The sequence below is a fragment of the Marinomonas sp. ATLA20 genome (genome assembly GCF_057180105.1).
The window spans coordinates 61970-86472 of sequence record NZ_JBXUKU010000011.1; the positions used below are offsets into that span (position 1 = coordinate 61970).

General features: G+C 43.1%; 22 protein-coding genes. 10 read left to right on the plus strand and 12 right to left on the minus strand.

All coding sequences use genetic code 11. From position 1 onward, the window contains the following. Positions 1-39: 39 nt before the first annotated feature. From glnD to AC2A4J_RS16535, 4 genes are all read left to right on the plus strand, one after another. Positions 40-2733 (plus strand): [protein-PII] uridylyltransferase, encoded by a 2694-nt coding sequence (gene glnD / locus AC2A4J_RS16520; RefSeq protein ID WP_255828288.1) that lies wholly within the window; start codon positions 40-42, stop codon positions 2731-2733. Between the two features lie 6 nt (positions 2734-2739). Beyond that, positions 2740-3927 carry a succinyldiaminopimelate transaminase gene (gene dapC / locus AC2A4J_RS16525; protein WP_484176802.1) on the plus strand — a complete coding sequence of 396 codons (1188 nt, stop codon included), beginning with the start codon at positions 2740-2742 and terminating at the stop codon, positions 3925-3927. A gap of 46 nt (positions 3928-3973) precedes the next feature. Beyond that, a complete protein-coding gene (gene dapD, locus AC2A4J_RS16530; RefSeq protein WP_255828286.1) occupies positions 3974-5011 on the plus strand; it encodes a 2,3,4,5-tetrahydropyridine-2,6-dicarboxylate N-succinyltransferase in 1038 nt (345 codons plus the stop codon). A gap of 61 nt (positions 5012-5072) precedes the next feature. Further along, positions 5073-5417, plus strand: a complete 345-nt coding sequence (locus tag AC2A4J_RS16535; RefSeq protein ID WP_484176803.1) for an ArsC family reductase — start codon at positions 5073-5075, stop codon at positions 5415-5417. Here AC2A4J_RS16535 and AC2A4J_RS16540 read toward each other — a convergent pair. Beyond that, a complete protein-coding gene (locus AC2A4J_RS16540) occupies positions 5414-5611 on the minus strand; it encodes a hypothetical protein (protein WP_113917269.1) in 198 nt (65 codons plus the stop codon). The genes AC2A4J_RS16535 and AC2A4J_RS16540 overlap by 4 nt on opposite strands. 79 nt (positions 5612-5690) lie before the next feature. Here AC2A4J_RS16540 and dapE point away from each other — a divergent pair, with 79 nt between their 5' ends. The 4 genes from dapE to panD are packed head-to-tail and all read left to right on the plus strand — an operon-like array spanning position 5691 to position 7955. Continuing rightward, positions 5691-6833: a succinyl-diaminopimelate desuccinylase gene (gene dapE, locus AC2A4J_RS16545; protein ID WP_484176804.1), complete on the plus strand. Its 1143-nt coding sequence runs from the start codon at positions 5691-5693 to the stop codon at positions 6831-6833. 42 nt (positions 6834-6875) lie between these two features. Continuing rightward, on the plus strand, positions 6876-7142 hold the full coding sequence (locus tag AC2A4J_RS16550; RefSeq protein ID WP_255828283.1) for a hypothetical protein: 267 nt from the start codon (positions 6876-6878) through the stop codon (positions 7140-7142). 4 nt (positions 7143-7146) lie between these two features. Continuing rightward, a complete protein-coding gene (locus tag AC2A4J_RS16555; RefSeq protein WP_255828282.1) occupies positions 7147-7521 on the plus strand; it encodes a hypothetical protein in 375 nt (124 codons plus the stop codon). A 53-nt stretch (positions 7522-7574) separates the two neighbouring features. After that, on the plus strand, positions 7575-7955 hold the full coding sequence (gene panD / locus AC2A4J_RS16560; RefSeq protein WP_484176805.1) for an aspartate 1-decarboxylase: 381 nt from the start codon (positions 7575-7577) through the stop codon (positions 7953-7955). Positions 7956-8053: 98 nt separating this feature from the next. On the opposite strand, the gene tpx is transcribed toward panD, so the two are convergent. Both tpx and AC2A4J_RS16570 read right to left on the minus strand, forming a co-directional pair. After that, entirely contained in the window at positions 8054-8551 is a 498-nt protein-coding gene (gene tpx, locus AC2A4J_RS16565) for a thiol peroxidase (protein ID WP_255828280.1), read from the minus strand. Positions 8552-8578: 27 nt separating this feature from the next. Next, the gene (locus AC2A4J_RS16570) at positions 8579-9049 is read right to left on the minus strand and encodes a cold-shock protein (protein ID WP_304941379.1); all 471 of its coding nucleotides are present in this window, start codon (positions 9047-9049) and stop codon (positions 8579-8581) included. Positions 9050-9338: 289 nt separating this feature from the next. On the opposite strand from AC2A4J_RS16570, the gene AC2A4J_RS16575 reads away from it, so the two are divergent. After that, entirely contained in the window at positions 9339-9551 is a 213-nt protein-coding gene (locus tag AC2A4J_RS16575; protein WP_484176806.1) for a SlyX family protein, read from the plus strand. A 277-nt stretch (positions 9552-9828) separates the two neighbouring features. Here the strand turns inward: AC2A4J_RS16575 and AC2A4J_RS16580 are convergent, their stop codons facing one another. The 9 genes from AC2A4J_RS16580 to cysM form a co-directional block, all read right to left on the minus strand. After that, positions 9829-10623 carry a class I SAM-dependent methyltransferase gene (locus AC2A4J_RS16580; protein ID WP_255828278.1) on the minus strand — a complete coding sequence of 265 codons (795 nt, stop codon included), beginning with the start codon at positions 10621-10623 and terminating at the stop codon, positions 9829-9831. 197 nt (positions 10624-10820) lie between these two features. After that, positions 10821-11621: an undecaprenyl-diphosphate phosphatase gene (locus AC2A4J_RS16585; protein ID WP_255828277.1), complete on the minus strand. Its 801-nt coding sequence runs from the start codon at positions 11619-11621 to the stop codon at positions 10821-10823. A 4-nt stretch (positions 11622-11625) separates the two neighbouring features. Further along, the gene (gene tsaB, locus AC2A4J_RS16590) at positions 11626-12333 is read right to left on the minus strand and encodes a tRNA (adenosine(37)-N6)-threonylcarbamoyltransferase complex dimerization subunit type 1 TsaB (protein WP_484176807.1); all 708 of its coding nucleotides are present in this window, start codon (positions 12331-12333) and stop codon (positions 11626-11628) included. Between the two features lie 7 nt (positions 12334-12340). Continuing rightward, positions 12341-12997: an adenylate kinase gene (gene adk / locus AC2A4J_RS16595; RefSeq protein WP_484176808.1), complete on the minus strand. Its 657-nt coding sequence runs from the start codon at positions 12995-12997 to the stop codon at positions 12341-12343. A 225-nt stretch (positions 12998-13222) separates the two neighbouring features. Continuing rightward, entirely contained in the window at positions 13223-15853 is a 2631-nt protein-coding gene (gene ppc, locus AC2A4J_RS16600) for a phosphoenolpyruvate carboxylase (RefSeq protein ID WP_484176809.1), read from the minus strand. 68 nt (positions 15854-15921) lie between these two features. Beyond that, positions 15922-16725 (minus strand): nucleoside triphosphate pyrophosphohydrolase, encoded by an 804-nt coding sequence (gene mazG, locus AC2A4J_RS16605; RefSeq protein ID WP_484176810.1) that lies wholly within the window; start codon positions 16723-16725, stop codon positions 15922-15924. Beyond that, positions 16722-18971 carry a GTP diphosphokinase gene (gene relA / locus AC2A4J_RS16610; RefSeq protein ID WP_484176811.1) on the minus strand — a complete coding sequence of 750 codons (2250 nt, stop codon included), beginning with the start codon at positions 18969-18971 and terminating at the stop codon, positions 16722-16724. The genes mazG and relA overlap by 4 nt, the downstream gene beginning before the upstream one ends. A gap of 16 nt (positions 18972-18987) precedes the next feature. Next, positions 18988-20310, minus strand: a complete 1323-nt coding sequence (rlmD, locus tag AC2A4J_RS16615) for a 23S rRNA (uracil(1939)-C(5))-methyltransferase RlmD (RefSeq protein ID WP_484176812.1) — start codon at positions 20308-20310, stop codon at positions 18988-18990. Between the two features lie 128 nt (positions 20311-20438). Continuing rightward, the gene (cysM, locus tag AC2A4J_RS16620) at positions 20439-21332 is read right to left on the minus strand and encodes a cysteine synthase CysM (protein ID WP_255828270.1); all 894 of its coding nucleotides are present in this window, start codon (positions 21330-21332) and stop codon (positions 20439-20441) included. Positions 21333-21714: 382 nt separating this feature from the next. On the opposite strand from cysM, the gene AC2A4J_RS16625 reads away from it, so the two are divergent. Next, the gene (locus AC2A4J_RS16625; RefSeq protein WP_484176813.1) at positions 21715-24498 is read left to right on the plus strand and encodes a response regulator; all 2784 of its coding nucleotides are present in this window, start codon (positions 21715-21717) and stop codon (positions 24496-24498) included. Positions 24499-24503 lie beyond the last annotated feature (5 nt).

Sequence of the window (24503 nt, forward strand, 5' to 3'; positions counted from 1 at the left end):
ACGCACACTTAACAATCATTTATTCTTCGAGGCTATTGTATGGACTTCCCTGCTTTTCCAGACGCTCCGCCACTACTGACACAGGAAGAGAAACACGAGCTAGCAAAAGCAAACTGCTCTGTTTCACATTACAAAGCCATCATTGAAGAAAAAACCTACAGCTATAATGATCTTTTTCACTCTCTGTATCCCATTGAAAAACTCGTTAAAGGCCTTTCCTGTTTCTACGACGAAATCATGCAAGCCGCATGGATATCGAAGGGATTAGATAACGAAGCTCATGTCAGCCTTGTTGCCGTTGGTGGATATGGCCGCGGAGAATTGCATCCTAAATCTGATATTGACCTATTGATTTTAATAGAGAATGAAACATCTGCACCAAAAGATAAACTTGAAGCTTTTATTACCTTTCTTTGGGACATCAATTTAGATGTCGGCCATAGCGTCCGCACCATTGATGAATGCACAGAGATGGCAGCCAAAGACATTACCGTCATCACTAACTTAATTGAGTCACGCACACTCATCGGACCAATTAACTTATTAGCCACACTAAAACTTCACGTTGATATATCTCAGATGTGGGATGGCCACTCTTTTTACCAAGCTAAATTAGCCGAGCAAAAACAGCGCCACGCAAAATATCAAAACACAGCATACAACTTAGAACCCAACCTAAAAGAATGTCCAGGCGGCCTAAGGGATATGCAAGTCATCGACTGGGTTGCTAAACGCCACTTACACACCCATAGACTTAGCGCCCTCATCGAAAAAGAGTTTTTATCGGAAGATGAATACATACAACTAAAAGGCGCTGTTAGTCACCTTTGGAGAGTTCGCTGGGCTCTACACATGGTCGCAGGACGCAAAGAAGATCGACTACTTTTTGACCATCAACGCACCCTAACCAAACTATTTGGATTTGACGATGATGACCTGAAGCGCAACGTTGAACGCTTCATGCAAGGCTATTATCAAAGCGTTGCCGCAATTCAACAACTTAACGACTTACTCCTCCAACACTTTGAAGAGTCTTTTTTAGCCAAAGATGCGATTAATACGGTAGAAGTCATTAATGATCACTTTCAAATTGCCAACGGCCAACTTGAAGCTCGCTCTGCGACACTGTTCAACGACACGCCTTCCAGCATGCTGGAATTGTACGTTTTATTTGGCGCTCACGAAAACATAAAAGGCATTCGCGCCAACACAATGCGACAACTTCGCGATAGCCTAGACCTTATTGATGACGACTATAGAAACAACAAAGTAAATACCGATCTATTCCTCGATATAATAGCCAGTCGTTATCGACTCACCAGCATTTTAAGATCGATGAAACACCTAGGACTACTTGGCCGATATTTACCCGAGTTTGGGGCAATCATTGGACAAATGCAGCACGACTTGTTTCATATTTATACAGTTGATGCACACACACTACAGCTAGTCGAAAACTTACGCCGCCTCTGGCTCCCAGAATTTAAGCAAAAATTCCCTATTTCTGCACAGGCCATCCGTCACGTTGCGAAAGTTGAACTCCTGTACATAGCTGGATTATACCATGACATAGCGAAAGGCCGAGGTGGCGACCACTCAGAGCTAGGCTGCGTTGATGCACAAGCTTTTTGCGAGCGCCACGGACTGTCAAAGCAAGACACCGACCTTGTCGTTTGGCTAGTAAGAAACCACCTATTCATGTCAGTAACTGCGCAACGCAAAGACATCTCTGATCCAGAAGTTATTTGGGAGTTTGCCAGCTACGTAAAAGATCAAGAACGCTTAGATTATTTATTTATACTTACTGTTGCCGACATCAACGCAACCAACCCAACGATGTGGAACAGTTGGCGGGCCTCTCTTATGCGCCAGCTGTATTTAGAAACCAAACGCGCACTTCGCCGTGGCTTGGACTTTCCAATTGATGCTGACATGATAAGTGACGAGCACAAACAACGCGCTCTGGAAATTATGATCGAGCGTAATGTAGACATAATGGAAGCCGAAACAATTTGGGAAACCATAGAAGACGAGTACTTTATTCGCTCAAACGGCGACGAAATTGCCTGGAATACCGAAGCCATTTTGCGCCACAGACCCAGTGATAAGCCATTAATCGCCATCACACCATTAGGTGGTCGAAACTTCTCAGGTGCCAGCAAAATTTTCATCTATACCTTAATCAGTAAGCACCTGTTTGCAGTGACAGCCGCGACGTTTGAGCAGCTTGGCCTTACTATTTTAGATGCCAAAATAAGCCACACCACGAACAACTACAGCTTAGACAGCTTTGTTGTTATGGACAGCAACGACAGCGATACAAACCTACACCTAGATAAAGAACGCATCACTCTTATTCGTAAAACATTGATGGAACAACTGGAAACCCCCTCTCTTTATGAAAGTGTTGTTCAACGCCACACCCCGAGAATTTTAAAAATATTTAATTCTCCTTCTACAGCTCACTTTGTCAGCCAACCAGAAGAAGTTTGGTCTGCTCTTGAGATAACCGCCCCAGACAGACCCGGCTTACTGGCCTTGGTGGGACAGTTTTTTATGAATCAGAACATCATGCTTCATAAGGCAAAGATTGCCACGCTAGGAGAGCGCGTAGAAGATACCTTCTACATCACCGAAGAAAATGGTGACCTTATTACTGACCCTGAAACCATGAATAAAATTTGCACCCTTTTAAAAGAGAAAATAGACCGTTTTTCTCAAGCGATGGACTAAAGACCAATGAACCCTCTTATACATTCTTTGCACCCATACCCTTTCCAAAAGCTTGCAGAGCTTATAGAAGGGTTGACTCCAAACCCAGAAAAGCCGCTGATCAAACTAACGATTGGAGAGCCGCAACACGATGCTCCAGCCATCGTCCTTGAAACACTAGCCAATAGCCTTGGTGGTGTGAGCAAGTACCCAAGCACCAAAGGCGAACTCCCACTAAGAGACGCCATTAGCAAATGGGCAAAACGTCGCTTCCATTTGGAAAAACTCGACCCTGATACAGAAATACTACCTGTAACAGGAACAAGAGAAGCCCTGTTCGCCATTACCCAAACACTTGTTGGAGAAAAGCAAAACCCTCTCGTTGTTAGCCCAAACCCCTTTTACCAAATTTACGAAGGTGCTGGCATTCTTGCAGGAGCCGACCTGCACTTTTTACCTTGCGGGTCAGAAACTAACTACAAAGTAGATTATCAACTTGTCGATGACGCTACTTGGCAGCGCTGTGAAGTTTTATTCGTTTGCTCCCCTAACAACCCTAGCGGCAGTATCACAACATTAGAGGAATACGCTTACCTAATAGAGAAAGCCAAAACCTTTAACTTTACTATTGTCGCTGACGAATGTTATTCCGAAATTTATTTTGGCGATCAAGCCCCATTAGGATTATTAGAAGCCTGTGAAATATTGGGACATAAAGATTATAAACACTGCCTAATCTTCCAATCCCTATCAAAACGCTCTAACTTACCAGGCCTTCGATCTGGCTTTGTTGCTGGCGATGCCACTATCCTCAAGCCATTTCTTCTATACCGCACCTACCAAGGCTGCGCCATGCCAATTCATCACCAAGATGCTTCGGTTGCCGCTTGGAACGACGAAGAACATGTCATTAAAAATCGTGAGATTTACACACGTAAATTTGATTCAGTTTTAGAAATATTATCTCCTATTATGCCAATATCTAAACCTGAAGCCGGTTTTTACCTTTGGCCAGAACTCAGCATGAGCGATGAAGAGTTCTGTACTGCTTTGTATCAGGAAGAATCGGTTTTAGTACTGCCAGGCAGCTATTTAGGACGTGCAGTAGAAGGCATTAACCCTGGTAGCCACCATGTACGCATGGCACTAGTCGCAGAAGAATCTGAATGCGTTGAGGCAGCTAAAAGAATTAGAGACTTCCTCAGTCGCAGATAACCCCTTAGCAACCCCCTTTAGACAGATAACTCAGTTGGAGAATCACATGAGTAATACAATTTTCGCGTTCGGTCTTGGTATCGGATCACAAAACAAAGAAGGCAACTGGCTAGAAGTATTCTACTCAGCGCCAAGCCTAAACGTAGAAAAAAGCACCCTAGATGCACTTTTAGAAAGTACAAACTACGAAGGCGGTAACAGTACGCTAGTGTTAGATGAAAGCGATCTAAACCGCTTGCACATGAGCCTTCTAAAAGCAGGCAATATCGAACAAGCAGAATTAGCCTCTCGCCTAAAAGCCTCTACTAAGCCTGTTATTCTTTGCGTTCTAGCAACGGATGAAGCACCAACAAGCCCAGCTGAAGTTTACCTAAAGCTTCAACTAATCTCGCATCGTTTAGTTACACCTCACAACACTGTGCTAGATGGCATGTTTGGCCTATTAATCAATACCGCATGGACAAGCGAAGGCCCTATCGACGTTCGTGAACTGGCTGATCGCCAATTAAGCGCCCGTATGGAAGGACGTACCATCGAAGTATTCAGCGTTGATAAATTCCCTAAAATGCTAAACTTCATTGTCCCTACAGGCATCCGCGTTGGCGATGCAGCACGTGTTCGTTTAGGTGCACACCTAGCAGAAGGCACAACGGTTATGCACGAAGGCTTTGTTAACTTCAATGCAGGAACGCTTGGTAACAGCATGGTCGAAGGTCGTATTTCTGCTGGTGTTGTTGTAGGTAACGGTTCTGACCTTGGCGGCGGCTGCTCTACTATGGGAACCCTGTCTGGCGGCGGCAACATTGTCATCGCTGTTGGCGAAAAATGTTTGATCGGTGCGAATGCCGGTATAGGTATTGGCCTTGGTGATCGCTGTATCGTTGAGTCAGGCCTTTATATTACTGCAGGCTCTAAAGTTGCTGTTCTTGATGAAAACAACCAAGTTGTTTCCACTGTAAAAGCCCGTGAACTTTCTGGTCAATCTGATCTATTGTTCCGCCGCAATTCTGCGACAGGCGCAATTGAATGCAAAACCAATAAAACGGCTATTGAACTGAACGAAGCACTGCACGCTCATAACTAATAGTAAGTCCAAAAACGCCATTTTGATTAAACACCAAAATGGCGTATTAGGAGAACACAATATGATTAAAGTATTTGGCATCAAAAACTGCGATACCATGAAAAAAGCTTTTCGCTGGCTAGATGAAAACAACGTGGAATACAGCTTCCATGACTATAAAAAACAAGATCTAGACGAAGCCACAGCAAAAGAATGGGTCGATAAACTCGGTTGGGAAAACGTAATCAATAAACGTGGAACGACTTGGCGTAAACTGGATGAAGAAACAAAGAGCACAATGGACAGCAAGAACGCCATCAACACTATGCTCACAAACACATCCATTATCAAACGACCTATCTTAGTGACCGATAACGAAATATATTTAGGGTTTAACCCTGAAGAGTATGCTAAGCAATTACTCTAACGAAGAACTGGCGTATAAATGCGAGGCTGTTCTCGTCGCTGCTGCGACATAGGCGTTACGGTTGGCGTGTAGCCAGAAGATGAGTTATCAGAGCGGATAACTGGAACAAAATAGGACTCCTGAATGACAGGCTGCTGAAATAGGCTACAACCAGCGGAAATCAAACCCAAAAAAACAACAACACCTAACTTCATAACCCCACCTTTATTTGAATCTCCTGTTATAGTAACAGAATCTTCCATAAGGTAGCGAAAACCAACACAAAGGTAAAGAATGTCTGACTTGTCTCCTACACTAAAACTTGCCATGGATCTTATTTCACGCCCTTCTGTGACCCCAGAAGATGCAGGCTGCCAAGATCTGATGATAGAGCGATTAAAAAACATTGGTTTTGAAATCGAATACATGCCTTTTGGGGAAGTTAAAAACTTTTACGCAAAGCGCGGTAATACTGGCCCTAATCTATGTTTTGCAGGACATACTGATGTCGTGCCAACTGGCCCAGAAGCCGAGTGGAAAGTCCCACCATTTGCCCCGGCCATTGTAGACGGTATGCTGTTCGGTCGTGGCGCGGCCGACATGAAAGGCAGCCTTGCCGCCATGGTAACGGCAGTGGAAGATTTTGTTGCCAAGCACCCAGACCACCAAGGTCAAATCTCTTTTTTGATCACCAGCGACGAAGAAGGCCCTTTCGTTGATGGCACCACTAGAGTCGTTGATGCCTTAATGGCACGCAACGAAAAAGTAGACTGGTGTATCGTTGGCGAACCTTCAAGCACCAAAACACTGGGTGATATTATCAAAAATGGCCGTCGAGGCTCATTCAGCGGTGACCTAACCGTTTACGGTAAACAAGGTCATGTTGCTTATCCACACCTAGCAGAAAACCCAATTCATTTAGCGGCACCAGCGCTTACTGAAATGGCAAGCGCGCATTGGGATGATGGCAATGACTTTTTCCCACCGACCAGTTTCCAAGTTTCGAATATTCACTCAGGAACAGGTGCTACCAATGTTGTTCCGGGCAAATTAAACGCTCAATTTAATTTCCGCTTCTCTTCTGAGCTAGACTTTGATGCACTCAAAATTCGCGTTCTTGAAATTTTAGACAAGCACAATTTACGCTACGATATTGAGTGGACATACAATGGCCTACCTTTTTTAACTCGCCCTGGCGAATTAGTAGATGCGATAGTTGACGCCGTTCAATCAACGGTCAATATCACTCCCGAATTATCCACTTCAGGTGGCACTTCCGATGGCCGGTTCATTGCCAAAATGGGTACGCAGGTTGTCGAACTTGGTCCGATTAACGCGACAATCCATCAAATTAACGAATGCGTCGACGCCGAGAGCCTAAACCAACTTTCAGTGGTTTATGCCCGAATACTTGAGAATCTTTTTACTACAAAATAGCCCAAAATAAAGTAATCCGTGAGAGTATAAACCAACACCCAAATGAAGAATGCCATACATAAACTAGCCATGAAGCTGGGCAATAACCCTAGAGCTGCTTTAATCAAGATGATACAAGGTGGATTAATTTTCGTCTTTGGCGTTTTGGTACTTATGGTGGCAGATCGTGTTGTTGTTGAGTCTCTAGCTCAAGAGATCATGGCATTATTTGGACTGATACTTGCGGGTTGCGGCGTGCTATGGACGCTCATTGGCTATTTATCAATGAGCGTCCTCAGAATTTACCACATGATTAAAAAGAAGGATTAGAACGATGCAAGCCGACATTGAAATATATGTATTGTCCTGCCCGACAGAAAACATCATTTCCTGGCTAGAAAACACGTTTACTCTAGTCAAAAAAAGCAGCCCTTCGGCACTCTGCTCAAAATTAACCTTAGCATCAAATGATCACGAAATTGAGGTGACTATTTTAGAGCAGGCAGCGGGCAAGCGCTTCACCTCTATCTGGTTCGACTCAGATAAAACCCCTTGGGAAGACGATATCACTTGTGCCAAGCAAGCATTCAAATCCCTAAATTGCGAAGTGCGTTGCAACTTTCAAGGATGGGAAGAAGAAGGCAACCAAGACCCAGACCAATGGTGGCGAATTAATAGCCATGAAGAAGGCCCGTTCATCTGGAACTAAAGGCGCCATAAACGTAAACACGCTACACAGAAACAATTATAGAGACCCAACACATGCAAATTACACTTCTTAAAGGCAAACTACACATGGCTAGCGTTACCCAAGCGGAGCTTTGGTATGACGGCTCCTGCGCCATAGATAAGGACCTTGTAGAACTCGCTGGCTTTCGAGAGTTTGAACAAATCGATATCTACAACGTCGACAATGGCGAACGCTTTCATACGTACGTAATCTTAGCCGAGTCAGGCTCAGGCACTATTTCTATGAATGGCGCTGCCGCTAGAAAAGTACAAGTGGGCGATCGAATCATCATTGCCGCTTATGGTCAAATGGATGAAGCTCAAGCCGATGAATTCAAGCCCAAATTAGTCTACCTAAACAAAGACAACAGTGTAGAAAGAACAACCAACACTATTGCTATGCAAAAAGACTAGACCAGACTTTCTGGATTTAAGAGCCAAAACTTTTTTACAAAGACAAAAAAAGGCCGCTTCCGATCAACTCAGAAGCGGCCTTTTTTATCATTATCAAATTACGATAATACAGCCAAAGCCGCTTCGTAATCAGGCTCATCAGCCGTTTCAGCAACTTGTTCTGTGTAAATTACAGAACCCTTTTCATCCAATACCACAACAGCACGAGACAAAAGACCAGTAAGAGGTCCCGTTGCAAAAGCAAGGCCGTAATCAGCGCCAAATGTTGAACGGAAAGTAGATCCAGTATCAACATTATCGATACCCTCAGCACCACAAAAACGCGCTGCAGCAAAAGGCAAGTCAGCCGACACACAAATGACGTTAACACCTTTTAGTGACGCTGCCGACTCATTGAATTTACGCACAGATGTTGCACAAGTTGGCGTATCAACAGAAGGAAAGATATTTAGCACCAATTTAGCGCCTTCATAATCCGCCAATGTAGCGACAGACAAATCCGTTTTGACAAGCTCAAACGCTGGCGCGACAGAACCCACTGCAGGAAGGGAACCTACTGTCTCAAAAGAGTTACCTTTTAATGTTACAGTTGCCATAAAAACCTCTTAAATCGAATAAAAGAATTAACCGCGGATTATAGATACATTTTCAGCTTGCTTGCCTTTCTCACCTTCAGTGACATAAAAGCGAACCAACTGACCTTCAACCAAAAAGCGGCGACCACGACCACGAATAGCACGGTAATGAACAAACACATCATCACCATTTTCCATGGTTAAAAAACCAAAACCTTTAGAGGAGTTAAACCACTTAACCGTTCCTTGCTCACGATCATCATCTTCATCTTCTTCAGACTCAGAATCAAATCCAGCAGAACTGGTCTGGCTTACCATAGCACCGACAAAAACAGACACTAGAAAAAAGCCAAAATATACTAGGTAATTTGTGCCTATCTCTTCTTTCAATACCAAAGCTAAAAGCAAAGGCACAATCAAAGCAATAACAAGGCTAACTATAAATGTGCGCAACGAAAACAAACCGGAACCAACAGAAGACCCTTTATTACGCGAAACATTATCCTGATGATCATTCATAACAGTATATCTCTTATTAAATTAAATATTATTGTGAAGCAGACTAATTCCCTAACAGAAATCAAGCCTGTATTAGTAAAACGTGAATAAATGAATATTTTTACTAAACTCTTGCTGAAATCGCCATGTGAAGCTAAAGAAGATAGTAGTAAAATACTCAACTTCTTATGAGAGCAATTTTCACGCCACTCTTACACGTAAACTGACCAATACTTACGTCATGTTTTTGTATAGAATCGCTCATTAAATACGAATTTAGCCTACTAAGGTTAACACACAGAAGGTATCTATGAACACCTCACAAATCAATCAACGTATTGACGAATTAGAATTCAAACTGCAATTTCAAGAAGATACGATTGATAGTTTAAATCAGGCGCTTATCAGCCAACAAAAAGACATACTATTAATGAAAGAAAAATTGGTTCAGTTAGGCAATAAGCTAGAGTCTTATCGCCAACAGCAACCTATTCACGATGGTGATCGACCACCGCATTATTAAGGAAGGTACGAACAAGTCCTCTTGCCTCAGCATGTGGATAAAAGCCTGTTGTTCGAGGCGAGTACCGAATGTGAATAGTGGTTCTATTTTCGAGGTGCTCAACAAAGAATACAGGCTTTTAGACCATGCCCCACGGGTCTTTCAGAGAAAACGCCACATGTCGTTGCGACTCTTTGAAAGGTACCTACATCCCTTCAGAGTCGCGCCTTATTTGACGATTTCTCTGAAAGACTGAGGCTTAGTAGACTTATTCGCACCTTCCTTAATAGCCAGTGCGTTAAACAGAGGGAGAATCGAGTGATTTTAATACGTAAATATCAAATCGCCCAGACTTACCCTCTAATTGGTAGGTTGGCTCAGTATTATCTAAAAATGGAGCGCCTTTAGGGCGTTTCACAACAACTCGATATTCCGCTAAACGCAACGCATAAGTCAGTAGGTTATCAGCATCTAGATCCTTACCTACTAGATCCCTAAAGAAAGCCATTTCTTTTTTAGCAGCCGCTGAGGATTTATCTGTGTGTGGGTACATAGGGTCCAAATACACAACATCAAACCTCTCTTGTACATCGATACCAGCAATATCCGTCTCGAGCAATGACATCTTAGCGACAATTTCAGCCACCTCATGATGAAAAGACGCTCTATACAAACCATCTTTTAACATGGCACGTACAAAACCCACCCGTTCGCACAAGGAAACAGAACAACCTAAGCAGGCCAATACAAAAGCATCGCGCCCCAAACCGGCCGTCGCATCCAGTACAGATAAGCTTGCGCGCTTATTAAGCCCAACAGCTTTAGCAATATCTTGGCCTTTCCCCCCTCCGAACCGCCTTCTGTGATCGACAGCCCCGGAGGTAAAGTCCACATAAACAGGCTTCGGAGCCCCTTTACCTGTTTTAGCCACCGCAATCCCATCCGGCGTTATTAATAACAGATAATCAATTTTAGAAACAAACTTGAGAGGCTCATGCAAAGACATAAAATCAAGATTTAATGACTTAGCCAATAAGCGAGACTCCGATTCCAAAGACTTATCAGTTGTCGCAACAGCAATGGAATTAAGCAAAAGTCTCTCCAAAAAATATCATTAAACAAAAACAAAAACCGCGCCACCACATAACAATAACGCCAAATAAAACGGATATTTATATGACTACAAATAGAAAAAGCTTCTAAACATTAGAAGCTTTTCACATTAACTAAAGAAGTCCATTCACTGCATCCATTACCAAGCACTCAACCTAAATAAAGAGCCTCGAGCAACTAGAGGTAAACAATTAACAAAAGTATGACACCTAAGACTAACCTGTAGACAAAAAACGGAAAAAAACCGATTTTATTAAGCCATTTTAGGAAAAGATAAATACATAGATAAGCACTGATCGCTGATAAAATAACCCCCATTAGGATACTCACCCAATCAACGTCAATATTTGACGTTACCAGCTCAATCGACTTCAAACCACCAGCGGCCAAAATAAGAGGGATAGATAATAGGAACGAAAACCGTGCCGCACACTCTCGACTAAAACCAAGAAACCGAGCCGCCGTCATCGTAATACCAGAACGTGAAGTTCCTGGTATTAAAGCTAAAGCTTGAGCTAAGCCAATATACAGAACATTTTTTAGTCCAAAATCTTGCTCACTCTTGTTGGAAGAGCCATATCGATCAGATAACCAAAGCAAAACACCAAAACCAATCGTGGTGTAAGCAATCACTTCCAAAGAACGCAAGTGAGTACTAATAAAATCATCAAACACCAAACCTGCCACACACGCCGGCAAGGTCGCAAGGCAAATCCACCAAGCCAAGCGACTATCAGTTGTTGAACGCTTATCTCTAATGGAAACTAACCAAGCCACCACGATTTGCACGATGTCTTTTCTAAAATATCCAACGATGGCAATTAAGGTTCCTACATGCACGGCAACATCAAACGCTAGGCCCTGATCAGGCCAATGCAACAATTGCGCAGGAAGTATTAAATGAGCAGAACTTGAAATAGGCAGAAATTCTGTTAACCCTTGAATAACGGCCAAAAAGACAATGTGATACCACAACATATATTTAACGCTTCCCTATACGTGGAGCCTGTTTTTCCCAGCTTATTTCATCCCTTAAATACGTTGGAATAGCGTCATAGGAAGACAGCATTTCACCTTTCTGAAATTCCAACATGGCCAACTCCGCAATACAAGCGGCACGAGGTGCTAAATCAGTTAAAATATGAGCAGGAAGAATAGGCAGCAAAGGTGTTAAAACATCTTCGTAGCACCAGCCAGAACCAACACCATCAAAGTTAATTGAAAACGCAGACAATGCCGCAGGCTTAACCACGCACTCAGCAATTAAAGGCTCTATTTCGTAGCGCCCTTCTACTTTATTGACACGGTAACCACCCATATAGATTTCACCCATACGAGCATCAAGGGCAGCCAGCCAATTATTTTGCCCCGTTTTCTGAAATCCTTCCAACGACAAAGCCGCAAGTGTAGAAATAGGAATAACTGGCAAATCTGCACCAAAAGCGAGCCCCTGTACAACGCCTGCACTAATTCTAAGCCCGGTAAATGAACCAGGACCTCGCCCAAAAGCGATAGCGTCAATATCAGATAAACTCAAACCTGATTGACTAAGAATCTGATCAACCATGGGTAAAATCAAATCATTATGGAGACGTGGAGCCATGCGAAAATCTTCCAACACGACCCCGTCAATATTCAACGCCACCGAACAGGCTGGCGTTGATGTATCTAATGCTAAAATAACCGTCATTGAATAATTAAGCCTTTAAAGACGCTAATAGGCTTTGTTTAATCTCATTCAAATCGCCAATACCATTAACTTTGACAAACTTAGGCGCTGTTGCGCTGTCTGCTTTTAGCCAATCTTGGTAATAGCCAATTAGCGGCGCGGTTTGATCGTGATAAACACCTAAGCGAAGACGAACTGTTTCTTCTGTATCGTCTGCACGCTGCACAAGGTCATCCCCTGTCACATCGTCCTTACCTTCTACTTTAGGCGGATTGTAAACAACATGATAAGTTCGGCCTGAAGCTTCGTGCACACGACGTCCGCTCATGCGCTTGACGATTTCTTCATCAGCCACATCAATTTCAACAACGTAGTCAATTTTCACACCAGCTTCTTTCAAAGCATCAGCTTGAGGAATAGTGCGTGGAAAACCATCAAACAAAGCACCATTAGCGCAGTCGTCTTGCGTCAGACGCTCTTTAACTAAACCAATAATAATATCATCTGAAACAAGTTGCCCTGCGTCCATAACCGCTTTGGCTTTTAAGCCCATCTCACTTCCTGCTTTTACGGCCGCACGCAGCATATCTCCGGTAGAGATCTGCGGGATACCAAACTCTTCCGTGATAAATTGAGCCTGAGTACCTTTACCAGCGCCTGGCGCACCTAATAGTATTACTCGCATAAAAAGTCTCCAAAAGACAGCGTTAACTGAATAGCAAGGATGCCCGACACAATGCCTCTTCAACGTACAGTTAAGCACGGCAGCAGTGTGTCCAGACAAACCAATTGCATAATAAAAAATTGAATGGCCGCCAAGCATACCCAAGCAGCCATCCATTATGCAAATTTACCTGCCTTTTTTGTCGTTTTCTTACTCTTACTGAGTATTTATCAACCAATTTTACAATTAGCCCGTATTTTGCATTCCACTGGCAATGCCTGCCATGGTGATCATTAAGGCTTTGTTCACTTCCGCATTTTCTTCATCTTTTCGACTACGGTACAAAAGTTCTGCCTGTAAATAATGCAATGGATCTATGTATGGGTTACGCACATCAATAGACTGACGGATGGTCTTATTATCTTCAATAAGGCGCTCTTGCTTCTTCAGCATTTTCACCAACTCACTTACTTGCTTAAGCTTACCTCGCAACAAACGCCCTAAACCTTGAAGCTCCTCGCCGACCAAACGCTTTTCATAATATTCAGCAATCTCTGGCTCTGCTTTTGCTAATACCATGTCGAGCATGTCTAAATAAGCACCAAAAAACGGCCATTTTTTATGCATTTCACGCAGTTTTTCTAAATTTCCAGATTCAATACCTTGCTGCAACGCGCTCTCTGCACCTAACCAAGCAGGTAGCATTAAACGAATTTGCATCCAAGCAAAGATCCAAGGGATAGCGCGCAGGCTTTCTACGCCACCATCCGAACGACGACGAGCAGGACGAGAACCTAAAGGTAACTTGGCTAATTCTTGCTCTGGTGTTGTCGCTCTAAAGTAAGGTACGAAATCCTCATGACCACGAATAATAGAGCGATACTGATTCATTCCTACTTCGGCCATTTCATCCATAATCGCACGCCATTCCTCCTTAGGAGGCTCAGCAGGAATCAAAGATGCCTCCATCACAGCTGAACAGTAAAGCTCCAAAGAACGAACCGCGATATCTGGAATACCAAATTTAAAGCGGATCATTTCACCTTGTTCGGTCACCCGAATAGCACCGTTCACAGACCCCGGCGGTTGCGACAAAATCGCTACATGAGCAGGACCGCCGCCTCGACCTACGGTGCCACCACGGCCGTGGAACAACGTCAGGTGAATGCCATGTTTTTTACAGAGTCGAGTCAAAGCCTCTTGCGCTCGGTATTGGCCCCACGTTGCGGCAATTTGCCCTGCATCTTTGGCAGAGTCAGAATAGCCTATCATCACTTCCTGACGACCATTGATATAAGACTTGTACCAAGGAATTGAAAACAACTGCTCAATAATAGGTTCTGCATTATCCAAATCAGCAAGGGTTTCGAACAAAGGAACAATACGCATTGGAAAGTTAACACCAGACTCTTTTAGCATTAAGGCAACCGCCAAAACGTCAGATGGCGCACTCGCCATGGAAATAACATAAGAGCCAAATGAGTTCTGCTGACCTTGAGAGATCATCGTAAAAGTATCTAATACTTCTTTTACTTCAGCCGTTGGCGTCCACTCCATAGGTAAAAGTGGGCGTTTAGAGTTTAGCTCCGTCAACAAGAAAGCCTGACGCGACGCTTCATCCCATTCCGCATAGTCTCCAAGACCATAAAAACGCGTAATCGCAGATAACGCATCAATATGTCGAGAAGCATCCTGACGAACATCGAGACGCACTAAAGTCGCCCCAAACGTAGCAGCACACCGAATGAGATCTAGCAGTGATCCATTAGCAATCACCTTCATACCGCAATCTAACAGAGACTCGTAACACAAAATAAGATCATCAGTGAGCTCTTGAATATCAAGGAAGATATCCTCACCAGATGTTGGCTTACCATCTAAACAGGCTTTCGCCCAGTTCTTAGTTGCAAGCATCTTGTTTTCTAGATGTCGTAAAACTTCACGGTAAGGCTGAGCGCTATCGCCAACACGGGCACGCAACGCATCATTGCATTGCGTCATAGAAAACTCTGAACGCAAAACATTCAAGTCTTTTATATAGAGATCCGCAGCCATCCAGCGAGCTAATAACGTCACTTCTTTGGTTACTGTATGAGTCACATTCGGGTTACCGTCTCGGTCACCGCCCATCCAGGTCGCAAAACGAATAGGCGCCAAATCCAATGGCAAACGATCTTCATTTGAAAACTCACTAAATTGCTCATCTAATTGGCGAAAAAAGCGTGGCACAGCTTGCCATAAGGACTGCTCGATAACCGCAAATCCCCATTTAGCTTCATCAACTGGCGTTGGCCGATCTTCACGAATTTCATCTGTATGCCAAGCCTGAGTAATGATTTCCTTTAAGCGGCGTATATGCTTGGTTTCTTCTAAGGGTAGGATATTATCTTTATCAAGAGCTTCTAGTTCACTGGAGATGTTGTCGTATTTACGAATCAATGAACGACGCACCACTTCAGTTGGGTGTGCAGTAAGAACAAGTTCAATCGATTGTGACTGCAATGATGAAATCATTTGCTCAGCAGTAAAGTTCTGCTTCGAAAGACGGACTAACAAATCGCCAACAGGGTTATGGTACACGCCTAAGCTTTCATTGGTTCGGCGGCGGTGAACACGGTGGTATTGCTCAGCAATATTAGATAAATTCAAAAATTGATTAAACGCACGGGCAACAGGCACAATCTCTTTGTCTTCTAACGCTTCTAAAGCCTGAATAAGAGCCGCAGAGTCGCCAGACTGACGCCCATCTTTCGATAGCAACCGGATATTTTCTACTTTTTCTAGAAAGCCCTCTCCTAAATGATTACTCATGCTTTCGCCAAGACAATCTCCTAGCAACCTAACATTTTCGCGTAATGACGCCTGACTATCACTCACTTCACCCTCCTAAATGTTGCCAATAACGCCCTTTCAAGCGATCTATTATCCGTGTATAGATTCTCCCACTATAAACCTTCGCGTTTGGCCTGATCCCAATAACGGTCTAGTTCTTCTAAAGAGCAATCTGTTAATTTTTTATTCTGTGCCGCTACAAGGCTTTCAATTCTACCAAAACGGCGGCGAAACTTTATATTCGTCTTATTTAATGCCACATCAGGCGAGACCTTAAGATGACAGGCCAAATTGCTGACAGCAAAAAGAACATCTCCCATTTCCTCTTCAATATGAGGATGGTTTTGCTCCTTCATTGCCTCTTCAAGTTCATCTAATTCTTCTCTGATTTTGTCAAAAACGGGGGCAACATCCGGCCAGTCGAACCCCACTTTAGCCACTTTCTGTTGGATCTTGACTGCCTGCATTAACGCAGGCATAGAGTTTGGTACTTCTGCTAACAAGGCCATATCTGTCGGGCCTTTTTCTTGCGCTTTAATCTGTTGCCATTGCTCGGAGATTTGCGCTTCAGTCAGCGTTGTGGGCTCTCCAAAACGAGTAATATCCCCATCAGGAAAAACATGAGGATGACGTCGCAGCATTTTTTCAACAATACCAGCCGCTATATCATCAAACGTAAAGCGCTGCTCTTCATTTGCCATTTGCGCATAAAAAATCACTTGGAAAAGCAAATCCCCTAGCTCTTCTTTTAAATGCTCAAAATCTTCACGCTCAATGGCATCCAACACTTCATACGTTTCCTCCAACGTGTAAGGCGCAATGCTTTTATAAGTTTGCTTTTTATCCCAAGCACAACCAAACTGCTTGTCCCTAAGACAACTCATCAAATACTGAAGCTGTTCAACCTTGCTGCTCAAAAGTCTCTCTCTCTGAACACATTCAACACATTAGGCAACTGATTAATACGATGCAACAACTTACTCAACACGCTCAACTCACCTACCTCAATAGTAAAGCGAATACTGGCTGTATGGTTTTCTTTTGCCGACAAGGTATTCATCGATAAAAGATTTACCTTTTCATTCGCCAACAAACCAGTGATGTCATTCAATAATCCGGTACGGTCATAAGCTTCTACCTGAATATTAACTGGGTATTGATTATCAAGCTCTTCTCCCCAGCTAACATCGATAATACGTTCTGGCTCATCTAAACCCAACTGAACGATATTAATACAATCCTGTCTGTGTACCGATACGCCCCGGCCTTGGGTAATAAAGCCAACAATGTCATCTCCGGGTATAGGCGTACAACATTTCGCCATCTGCGTTAATAATTTGCCCACGCCCAGGATATGAACATCATTATCCGAAGACTTATGACGGCTCTTTTTCAAACGAATAGGACGCGGCGTCGATGTTTCACCATTAAGATTGTAGAAATCATCAATAACTCGTAACACACGAGATAACTGGATATCGCCCGCACCGAGAGCAACATAGACTTCATCAGCATAAGAAAAATTAAAACGCGAAGAAATAGCGTGTAAATCGATCCGATTGTCTTCCAGACCAAGCCGTTTTAATTGCTTATCAAGCAAGAGCTTACCCGCTTCTAGGTTTTTCTCTCGATCTTCTTTCCTAAACCAGTTTTGAATCTTGGCTCTGGCTCGATTGGTCTGAACATAACCCAATGTAGGGTGTAACCAGTCACGACTAGGTCCACCTTCTTTGGTGGTTAATATTTCAACCTTATCGCCCGTTTTTAAGTGAGTAACCAAAGAAATGATTTTACCGTTTACCTTGGCACCACGGCAGCGATGGCCAATTTCGGTATGAACTCGATAAGCAAAGTCAACCGCCGTTGCATTGACAGGCAAGTCAACTACGTGACCATCAGGAGTAAAGACATAGATACGATCTTGCTCGATGTCACTACGAACTTGCTCAGACAAAGATTCCAAATCACCTTGCACTTCATGAAAGTCCAAAATGGTTCTTAGCCATTGGAGCTTCTCTTCGTAACTACTGCTATTGGAACTTAAATCCGTACCTTTGTATTTCCAATGGGCACACACCCCAAGCTCTGCATCTTCATGCATTTTGTGAGTACGAATCTGAATTTCTAAAGCACGACCTTGAGGACCAACAACCGCCGTATGAAGAGACTGATAACCGTTCGATTTTGGATTACTAATGTAGTCATCAAATTCCTGTGGAATAGGACGCCATAAATTATGAACGACACCAAGAACGCCATAACATTCCATTGGCTCATCAACTAAGATACGCACAGCGCGAACGTCATACACTTCATCAAAACCAATATTTTTGCGCTTCATCTTACGCCAAATACTGTAGATGTGTTTTGCTCGCCCCATCAAATCCGCATGAATATTAATAGCCTTTAAGCGCTCATCTAATAAGCTGATCACATCATCGATATACTGCTGTCGGTCTAAACGCTTTTCATCTAGCCAAGTGGCGATGCGTTTATAATCACCTGGATATAGGTAGCGAAAAGAAAGATCTTCTAACTCCCATTTGATATGACCTATACCCAAACGGTGAGCTAAAGGTGCATAAACACTTTGCACTTCTAGTGCAACAGCAACACGACGATCTTCATCTTGATGCTTAGCTTCTTTAATAGCACATGCACGTTCTGCGAGTTTTATCAGCACCACTCGCACGTCATCAATAATTGAAACCAACATCTTTCGTAAAGATTCTAGCTGATTATCACTACGACCCAACACTTCAGCTGCTGAGTCAGCCGTCAAATTTTTTGAGACTTCGCCCATCTTCATTACCCCTTCGACAAGCGAAGAGACTTTTCGACCAAACATGTCAGTCACACGAGAAATAGGCAATTGATCTTCTCGTACAACACGATATAAGGCAGCGGCAACCAATGAATCTTGGTCGGCTCTAAAACCGGAAAGGATCTCAACCATCTCCAGTCCTGCACGGAAAGTACTCGCTTGCGCCCCCCAATAGGAGGGTCTAGCGCACTGTAATTCAGCTTGACGAGCCAACTCACAGGCCATACGTAGAGGGACTCGGGAACTGTCGTCAATCAAATGGGCAAAATGCCCCATCCAAGCATCAATATCGACGCTTCCATCCTCTAACACAGGGTGATCTTTTCTTACCGTTACCATTTATCCGCCCTTAAATTCACTTCTTTTTTTGCAATAACATCATCGTTTCTACATGAGAGGTTTGAGGAAACATGTCCATCAAACTAACCCGTAAAACACGATATCCCTTTGCAACTAAATATTCAGCATCTCTGGCTAAAGTAGAAGCATTGCAAGAAACATACAATATTTGCATGGGTCCAATTTTTATTATGCTGTCTAAAAACTCAAATGCTCCAGCACGAGGTGGGTCCAACAACACTTTGGTAATGTTCTGCTTAAAAAGTTCATTTTCAACAGTTTTGGTCAAATCAGCCGCTACAAACGACAGATTGTCAAAACCATTAAGCCGCGCATTGTCCCGCGCAGCTTTAACCATCATTTCTTGCACTTCAACGCCAATAACCGATTGCGCATGCTGTGCTAGCGGTAACGAAAAATTACCGACACCGCAAAACAAATCTAGTACTACATCTTGCTTACTTGGACTTAGCCAGTCCATTGCTTGCGCCACCATTTTTTGATTCATGGCAGCATTTACTTGGATAAAGTCTTGTGGATGATACTTCAACCTCAACTCACCAAGATCATAATAGCGCATTTTTTCAGGTACCACTTCCGCCTTGCTCGCTTTTGGTGCCTGCCAATATAAAGCAACCTGCTCCTTTTCCGCCCAGTCTTCCCATGTTTTTTCAAGTTCATCGGGGATTGAAGACGTTAACCGTAAAAGGACAGAAACACCTTTCGTATCTTCAAGTAACTCCACATGACCCAGTACACCCGCTAGTTCATTTTCTAGTAGCGCGTGCTTGAGTGAAAGAAAGGTATTTTGCAAATTAGGGGTAAGCACAACACATTGATCGATCGTGATAATGTCATTAGATGCTTTACCACGAAAGCCGAAAGTCACACGGCCTTTCTTGAGAGCAATCGATATGCGAGCGCGTCGACGATAACCGCTAGGTTTATCTGATAACAGCTCAAGTTCTTGGGTGGTAATTAGATTACGTAGTTGCCCCTTCAACCAATCGGCTTTTGCAGAAAGCTGTTGCTCAGCCGCTAGATGCTGAAAACTGCAACCGCCGCAAACGTTGAAATGCTGACAAGAGGGATCAACTCGATAAGCACTCGGTTCGATGATGTTTACCAGAACCGCTTCATCAAAGCGACGACCCGCTTTCTTAACTTGTGCCTCGACAGTCTCACCAGGCAAAGCACCTTCAATAAAAGTGACTTTACCTTGTAAACGCGCGACGCCTTTTGCTTCATGCGTCAAACCATCTACCGCAAAGGTCTGTATTGGGCCCATCGGCCGTGGTTTAGGTGCTGTTGCTCGACGTGGGGATGTTCTTCTTCTCAAAGGAGGCTCTCTTATTCCTGAGTCTAGGATAATTGCGTGGTTATTCTATCGCATCTGAATACAGAACAGTATGCGATAGCGAGCCTTAAATAATTGGGACCTTGATAAATATCATGAGCAAGGGTTTGCTAACTATCAAAAACACCTGTCGACAAATAACGATCACCACGATCACAAATAATCGCCACAATCACAGCATCATTTAGCTGTTTCGATAATTCCAGCGCGGTAGCAACAGAACCTCCTGAAGATACACCACAGAAAATCCCTTCCTCTTTAGCTAATCGACGCATTGTTACTTCTGCATCCTCTTGAGAAACATCCATAACAGTATCCACTCGAGTCTCATCAAAAATAGAGGGCAAATACTCTTTTGGCCAACGGCGAATACCTGGAATACTTGAGCCGTCTTGAGGCTGAAGCCCAACAATTTGTATATCCTTATTCTGCTCTTTCAAGTATTGAGAAACGCCCATAATGGTACCAGTCGTGCCCATTGAGCTTACAAAATGAGTCACTGCACCTTGTGTTTGTTGCCAAATTTCTGGACCGGTCGTGACATAATGCGCGTTGGGGTTATCTTGATTAGCAAATTGATTTAAAACGATACCCACACCTTGATCTTGCATTTCTTGAGCAAGGTCCCGCGCCTTCTCCATACCTTCTTCTTTGGTCACCAAGTGCAATATTGCCCCATAAGCTGACATAGCAGACTTACGTTCTTGGCTCATATTATCAGGCATGATCAAATGCATTTTATAGCCTTTAATCGCTGCTACCATAGCTAACGCAATACCTGTGTTACCACTGGTTGCTTCAATCAAGCTATCGCCCGGTTTTATATCACCACGAAGTTCTGCCTGAAGTATCATATTTAAAGCAGGACGGTCTTTTACTGAGCCAGCGGGGTTTTGCCCTTCTAGCTTTAATAAAATCGTATTACGTGTATTAGGATTGATACGCTGCAAGCGAACCAAAGGTGTTTGCCCGATTAAGGACTCGATACTAGGGTATTGGATCATAAAAAACTTCATTGACATTGATGACTTAGGGAATGACACTTAACGCATTACGCCTATTTAAGAACACTTACACTAAACAGTACAATAAGAAAGCGTTATAAACTTAGTTTCAATTTCGCATTCTAGAGTAAAAGATATGCTCGTAACACGCATTTTCACCCTACTTTGTTTATCACTAATAATAAGTAGCTGTGACCAGTCCAATGAAGATCTTACTGGACTAAATAATGTAGAACTCAGAAAAAAGTGGCGCGGATGCGCTTACATTAACGCGCCAACTAGCAGTGAACAGAAAGCATGCGGTAACTATGAAAGAGAATGCAATGACCGTAAAAATAAAGGCAATCTATCCTGCTACTAACTCGCCAATTAGATTCATAGCATGAAGAAACCATCCATTAAAAACCTACCTACGCTCAGTCTAAGCAACAAACTATTTTGGGCATTATTTGCGCCAGTTTTCATCATTTCTTTGCTGGCCAGTGGCTTTCTTTTATCGACACGTTTTCACGACCTAAATAACAATTTATACGAGCACACTTCCCACATTACAGAGCAAGTTGCCACCACGAGTGAATACGCGATTGTATTTTCCGACCAAAACATGATGTATCGAATTCTGCAAAATGCTCTAAAAAATCAAGACATTAGTAGTGTGCAACTGTTTAGTAGTGAACAAAAAATCATAGCAGAACTAGGCAAAGCACCAGAGCCGAACGATATTATATTTCCCGATGACAGCACGATAAGAGAGTACGATTCCTACTTAGAATCCATTAGCGCCATTCACTATACCAACAATTCCTCCGATGCCGCCTTTAGCACTCAAGCCGATTTGTTCAACTCAGCGAATCAGCGCAGCCTAATAGGCTGGGTGAAAATTGAAGCGAATAAATCTGCAATACAAATAGAAATGTATCAATATGCTAGCTTGATCATTTTTACTCTCGTCATTTTTAACATCCTGGTTATTTTAGGGGCCTTTCATCTTTCTAAAACTCTAACACTGCCAATAGACAGACTCTCTTCTGCCTTAAATAAACTGGTGAAAGGTCAATTTTCTACCGCTAAGCTGATGAAATTACCGCCAGAATACGCAACGCTTCAAAAGGACTTATTAGATCTAAGTGAAAGACTTGAGCATCATAACGAAGAAATGACAGCGGGTATTGAGCAAGCAACGGAAGACATACGCCGAAGCATGGATAGCATGGAAGAAAAAAGTGCTCAGCTACACATAGCCAACCGCGAAGCGATGGAGTCAAACCGTTTAAAATCACAATTCTTGGCCAACATCAGCCATGAAGTACGAACGCCATTGAATGCTATATTGGGTTACACCAAAACCCTGCAAAAAGACATTACCGACACCCAACAACGTCTTTATGTAGATACCATCGAACAGTCCACTAATAGCCTACTCACGATTATCGGCGACATTTTAGACTTTTCAAAAATTGAAGCTGGTAAACTTAGCCTTGAAAGCAATCACTTTAACTTAAAGGCACTTCTAGATGATGTTTATCAAATCCTCAGCATCAACCTACTGACAAAAGAAAAACAGATCGACCTAGTGCCAGAGTTTAGCCAAGATGTGCCAGAGTGGGTCATTGGCGACAGCACACGAGTTCGCCAAATTTTAACCAACCTTATAGGTAACGCCATCAAGTTTACCCACCAAGGTTCGGTTCGTACCAGGGTATCTATCGCAACAAAAAACAGCCAAGATATAACCCTGTGTTTTCAAATTATCGACACTGGCATCGGCATCGCTGAACACAAAATACACCGACTGTTTAAGCCTTTTTCACAAGTTGATACCAGCACCACCAGACAATTTGGTGGAACTGGACTGGGTTTGGTTATCACTAAAAAGTTAGTTGAGCAGATGAATGGTAAAATCGAAGTTAGCAGCGATCCAAGCATTGGCTCGACATTTCGTTTTACCATCGACCTCAAAGCCTCACAAAAATTAAACCTTGATAAAAGCACATTAGACCGACATGTCGTTTTACTCGAACCTAGCACTACGTATAAAAGCTATCTAAACAGCTATTTAAAAAGCATTGGCGTTAGCTGTACAGCCTGTTCTGATTTAGAGCAAATGGTCGCTCTGCTCAATAAGCAGCACGATAGTATTGATGCTATTTTGCTCAGCGTTATGCCTGATGAGCAAAGCGCTGCCGAAGCCCGCGAGCTTATTACCTATTCAAAACAGCAATTTTCTATTCCATGCATTTTGATGATTCAGCCTCCCGGACAAATCACTCATTACCCAGATCTAAAAGAGCTGTGCAGTGACATCCTGCTTAAGCCTATTAGTCACGATCGCCTCTATAACGCACTGCAAAACCTTAGCAACAGCAATACACCAATTAAGCTTCAAAAACCTAAAATAAATACGCTACACGAAAAAATTAGTGGGCTTAAAGTTCTGGCGGTAGACGACTCACCAATAAACTTACAACTGCTCAAGCACTGGCTAGCCCCAATAGGCATTGAAGTATCTTTAGCTTACAGCGGACGACAAGCCATAGATATGGCAATGAATGAAAGCTACGATCAGATATTCATGGACATACAAATGCCAGAAATGGACGGCATGGAAACCACACGCCAACTTCGACAAATCGAACACTATAAGAACATTCCTATTATCGCCCTCACTGCGCATGCATTAGGGTCAGAGCAGCAACAGATTCTGTCTAGCGGCATGAATGCTTATCTCACTAAGCCAATTAATGAAGAGCTACTGCTTAACACCATTGCAACATGGCGATCAAATACCGACACCTTTCAAGATCAAGTTGATGCCAAATTAGTCGGCATTTTTGATTTAGACAAAGCACTCGAAATTGTCGATGGAAAAGTGGAAATAGCAAAGGAAATGTTCGATATGCTAGCCGACTCACTGGATGCTGAGAAAAAGCTCGTCCAACATCACCTAGAAAATCAAGACACAGAAAAACTCATTGAAGTTGTGCATCGAATACATGGTGCTTCTAAATACACAGGTACAATAAACATCGCACGTCACGCAGGTTTTTTAGAGACACATCTGAAAGAACTGGGCCTAGAAGAGGTAGAAGGTGTAGCGGAAGACTTCATTGAGGCTATAGAAGATCTGCTGAACCACAGGCAACTTATTCCTTGGCCTCAACGGTAAAGCTC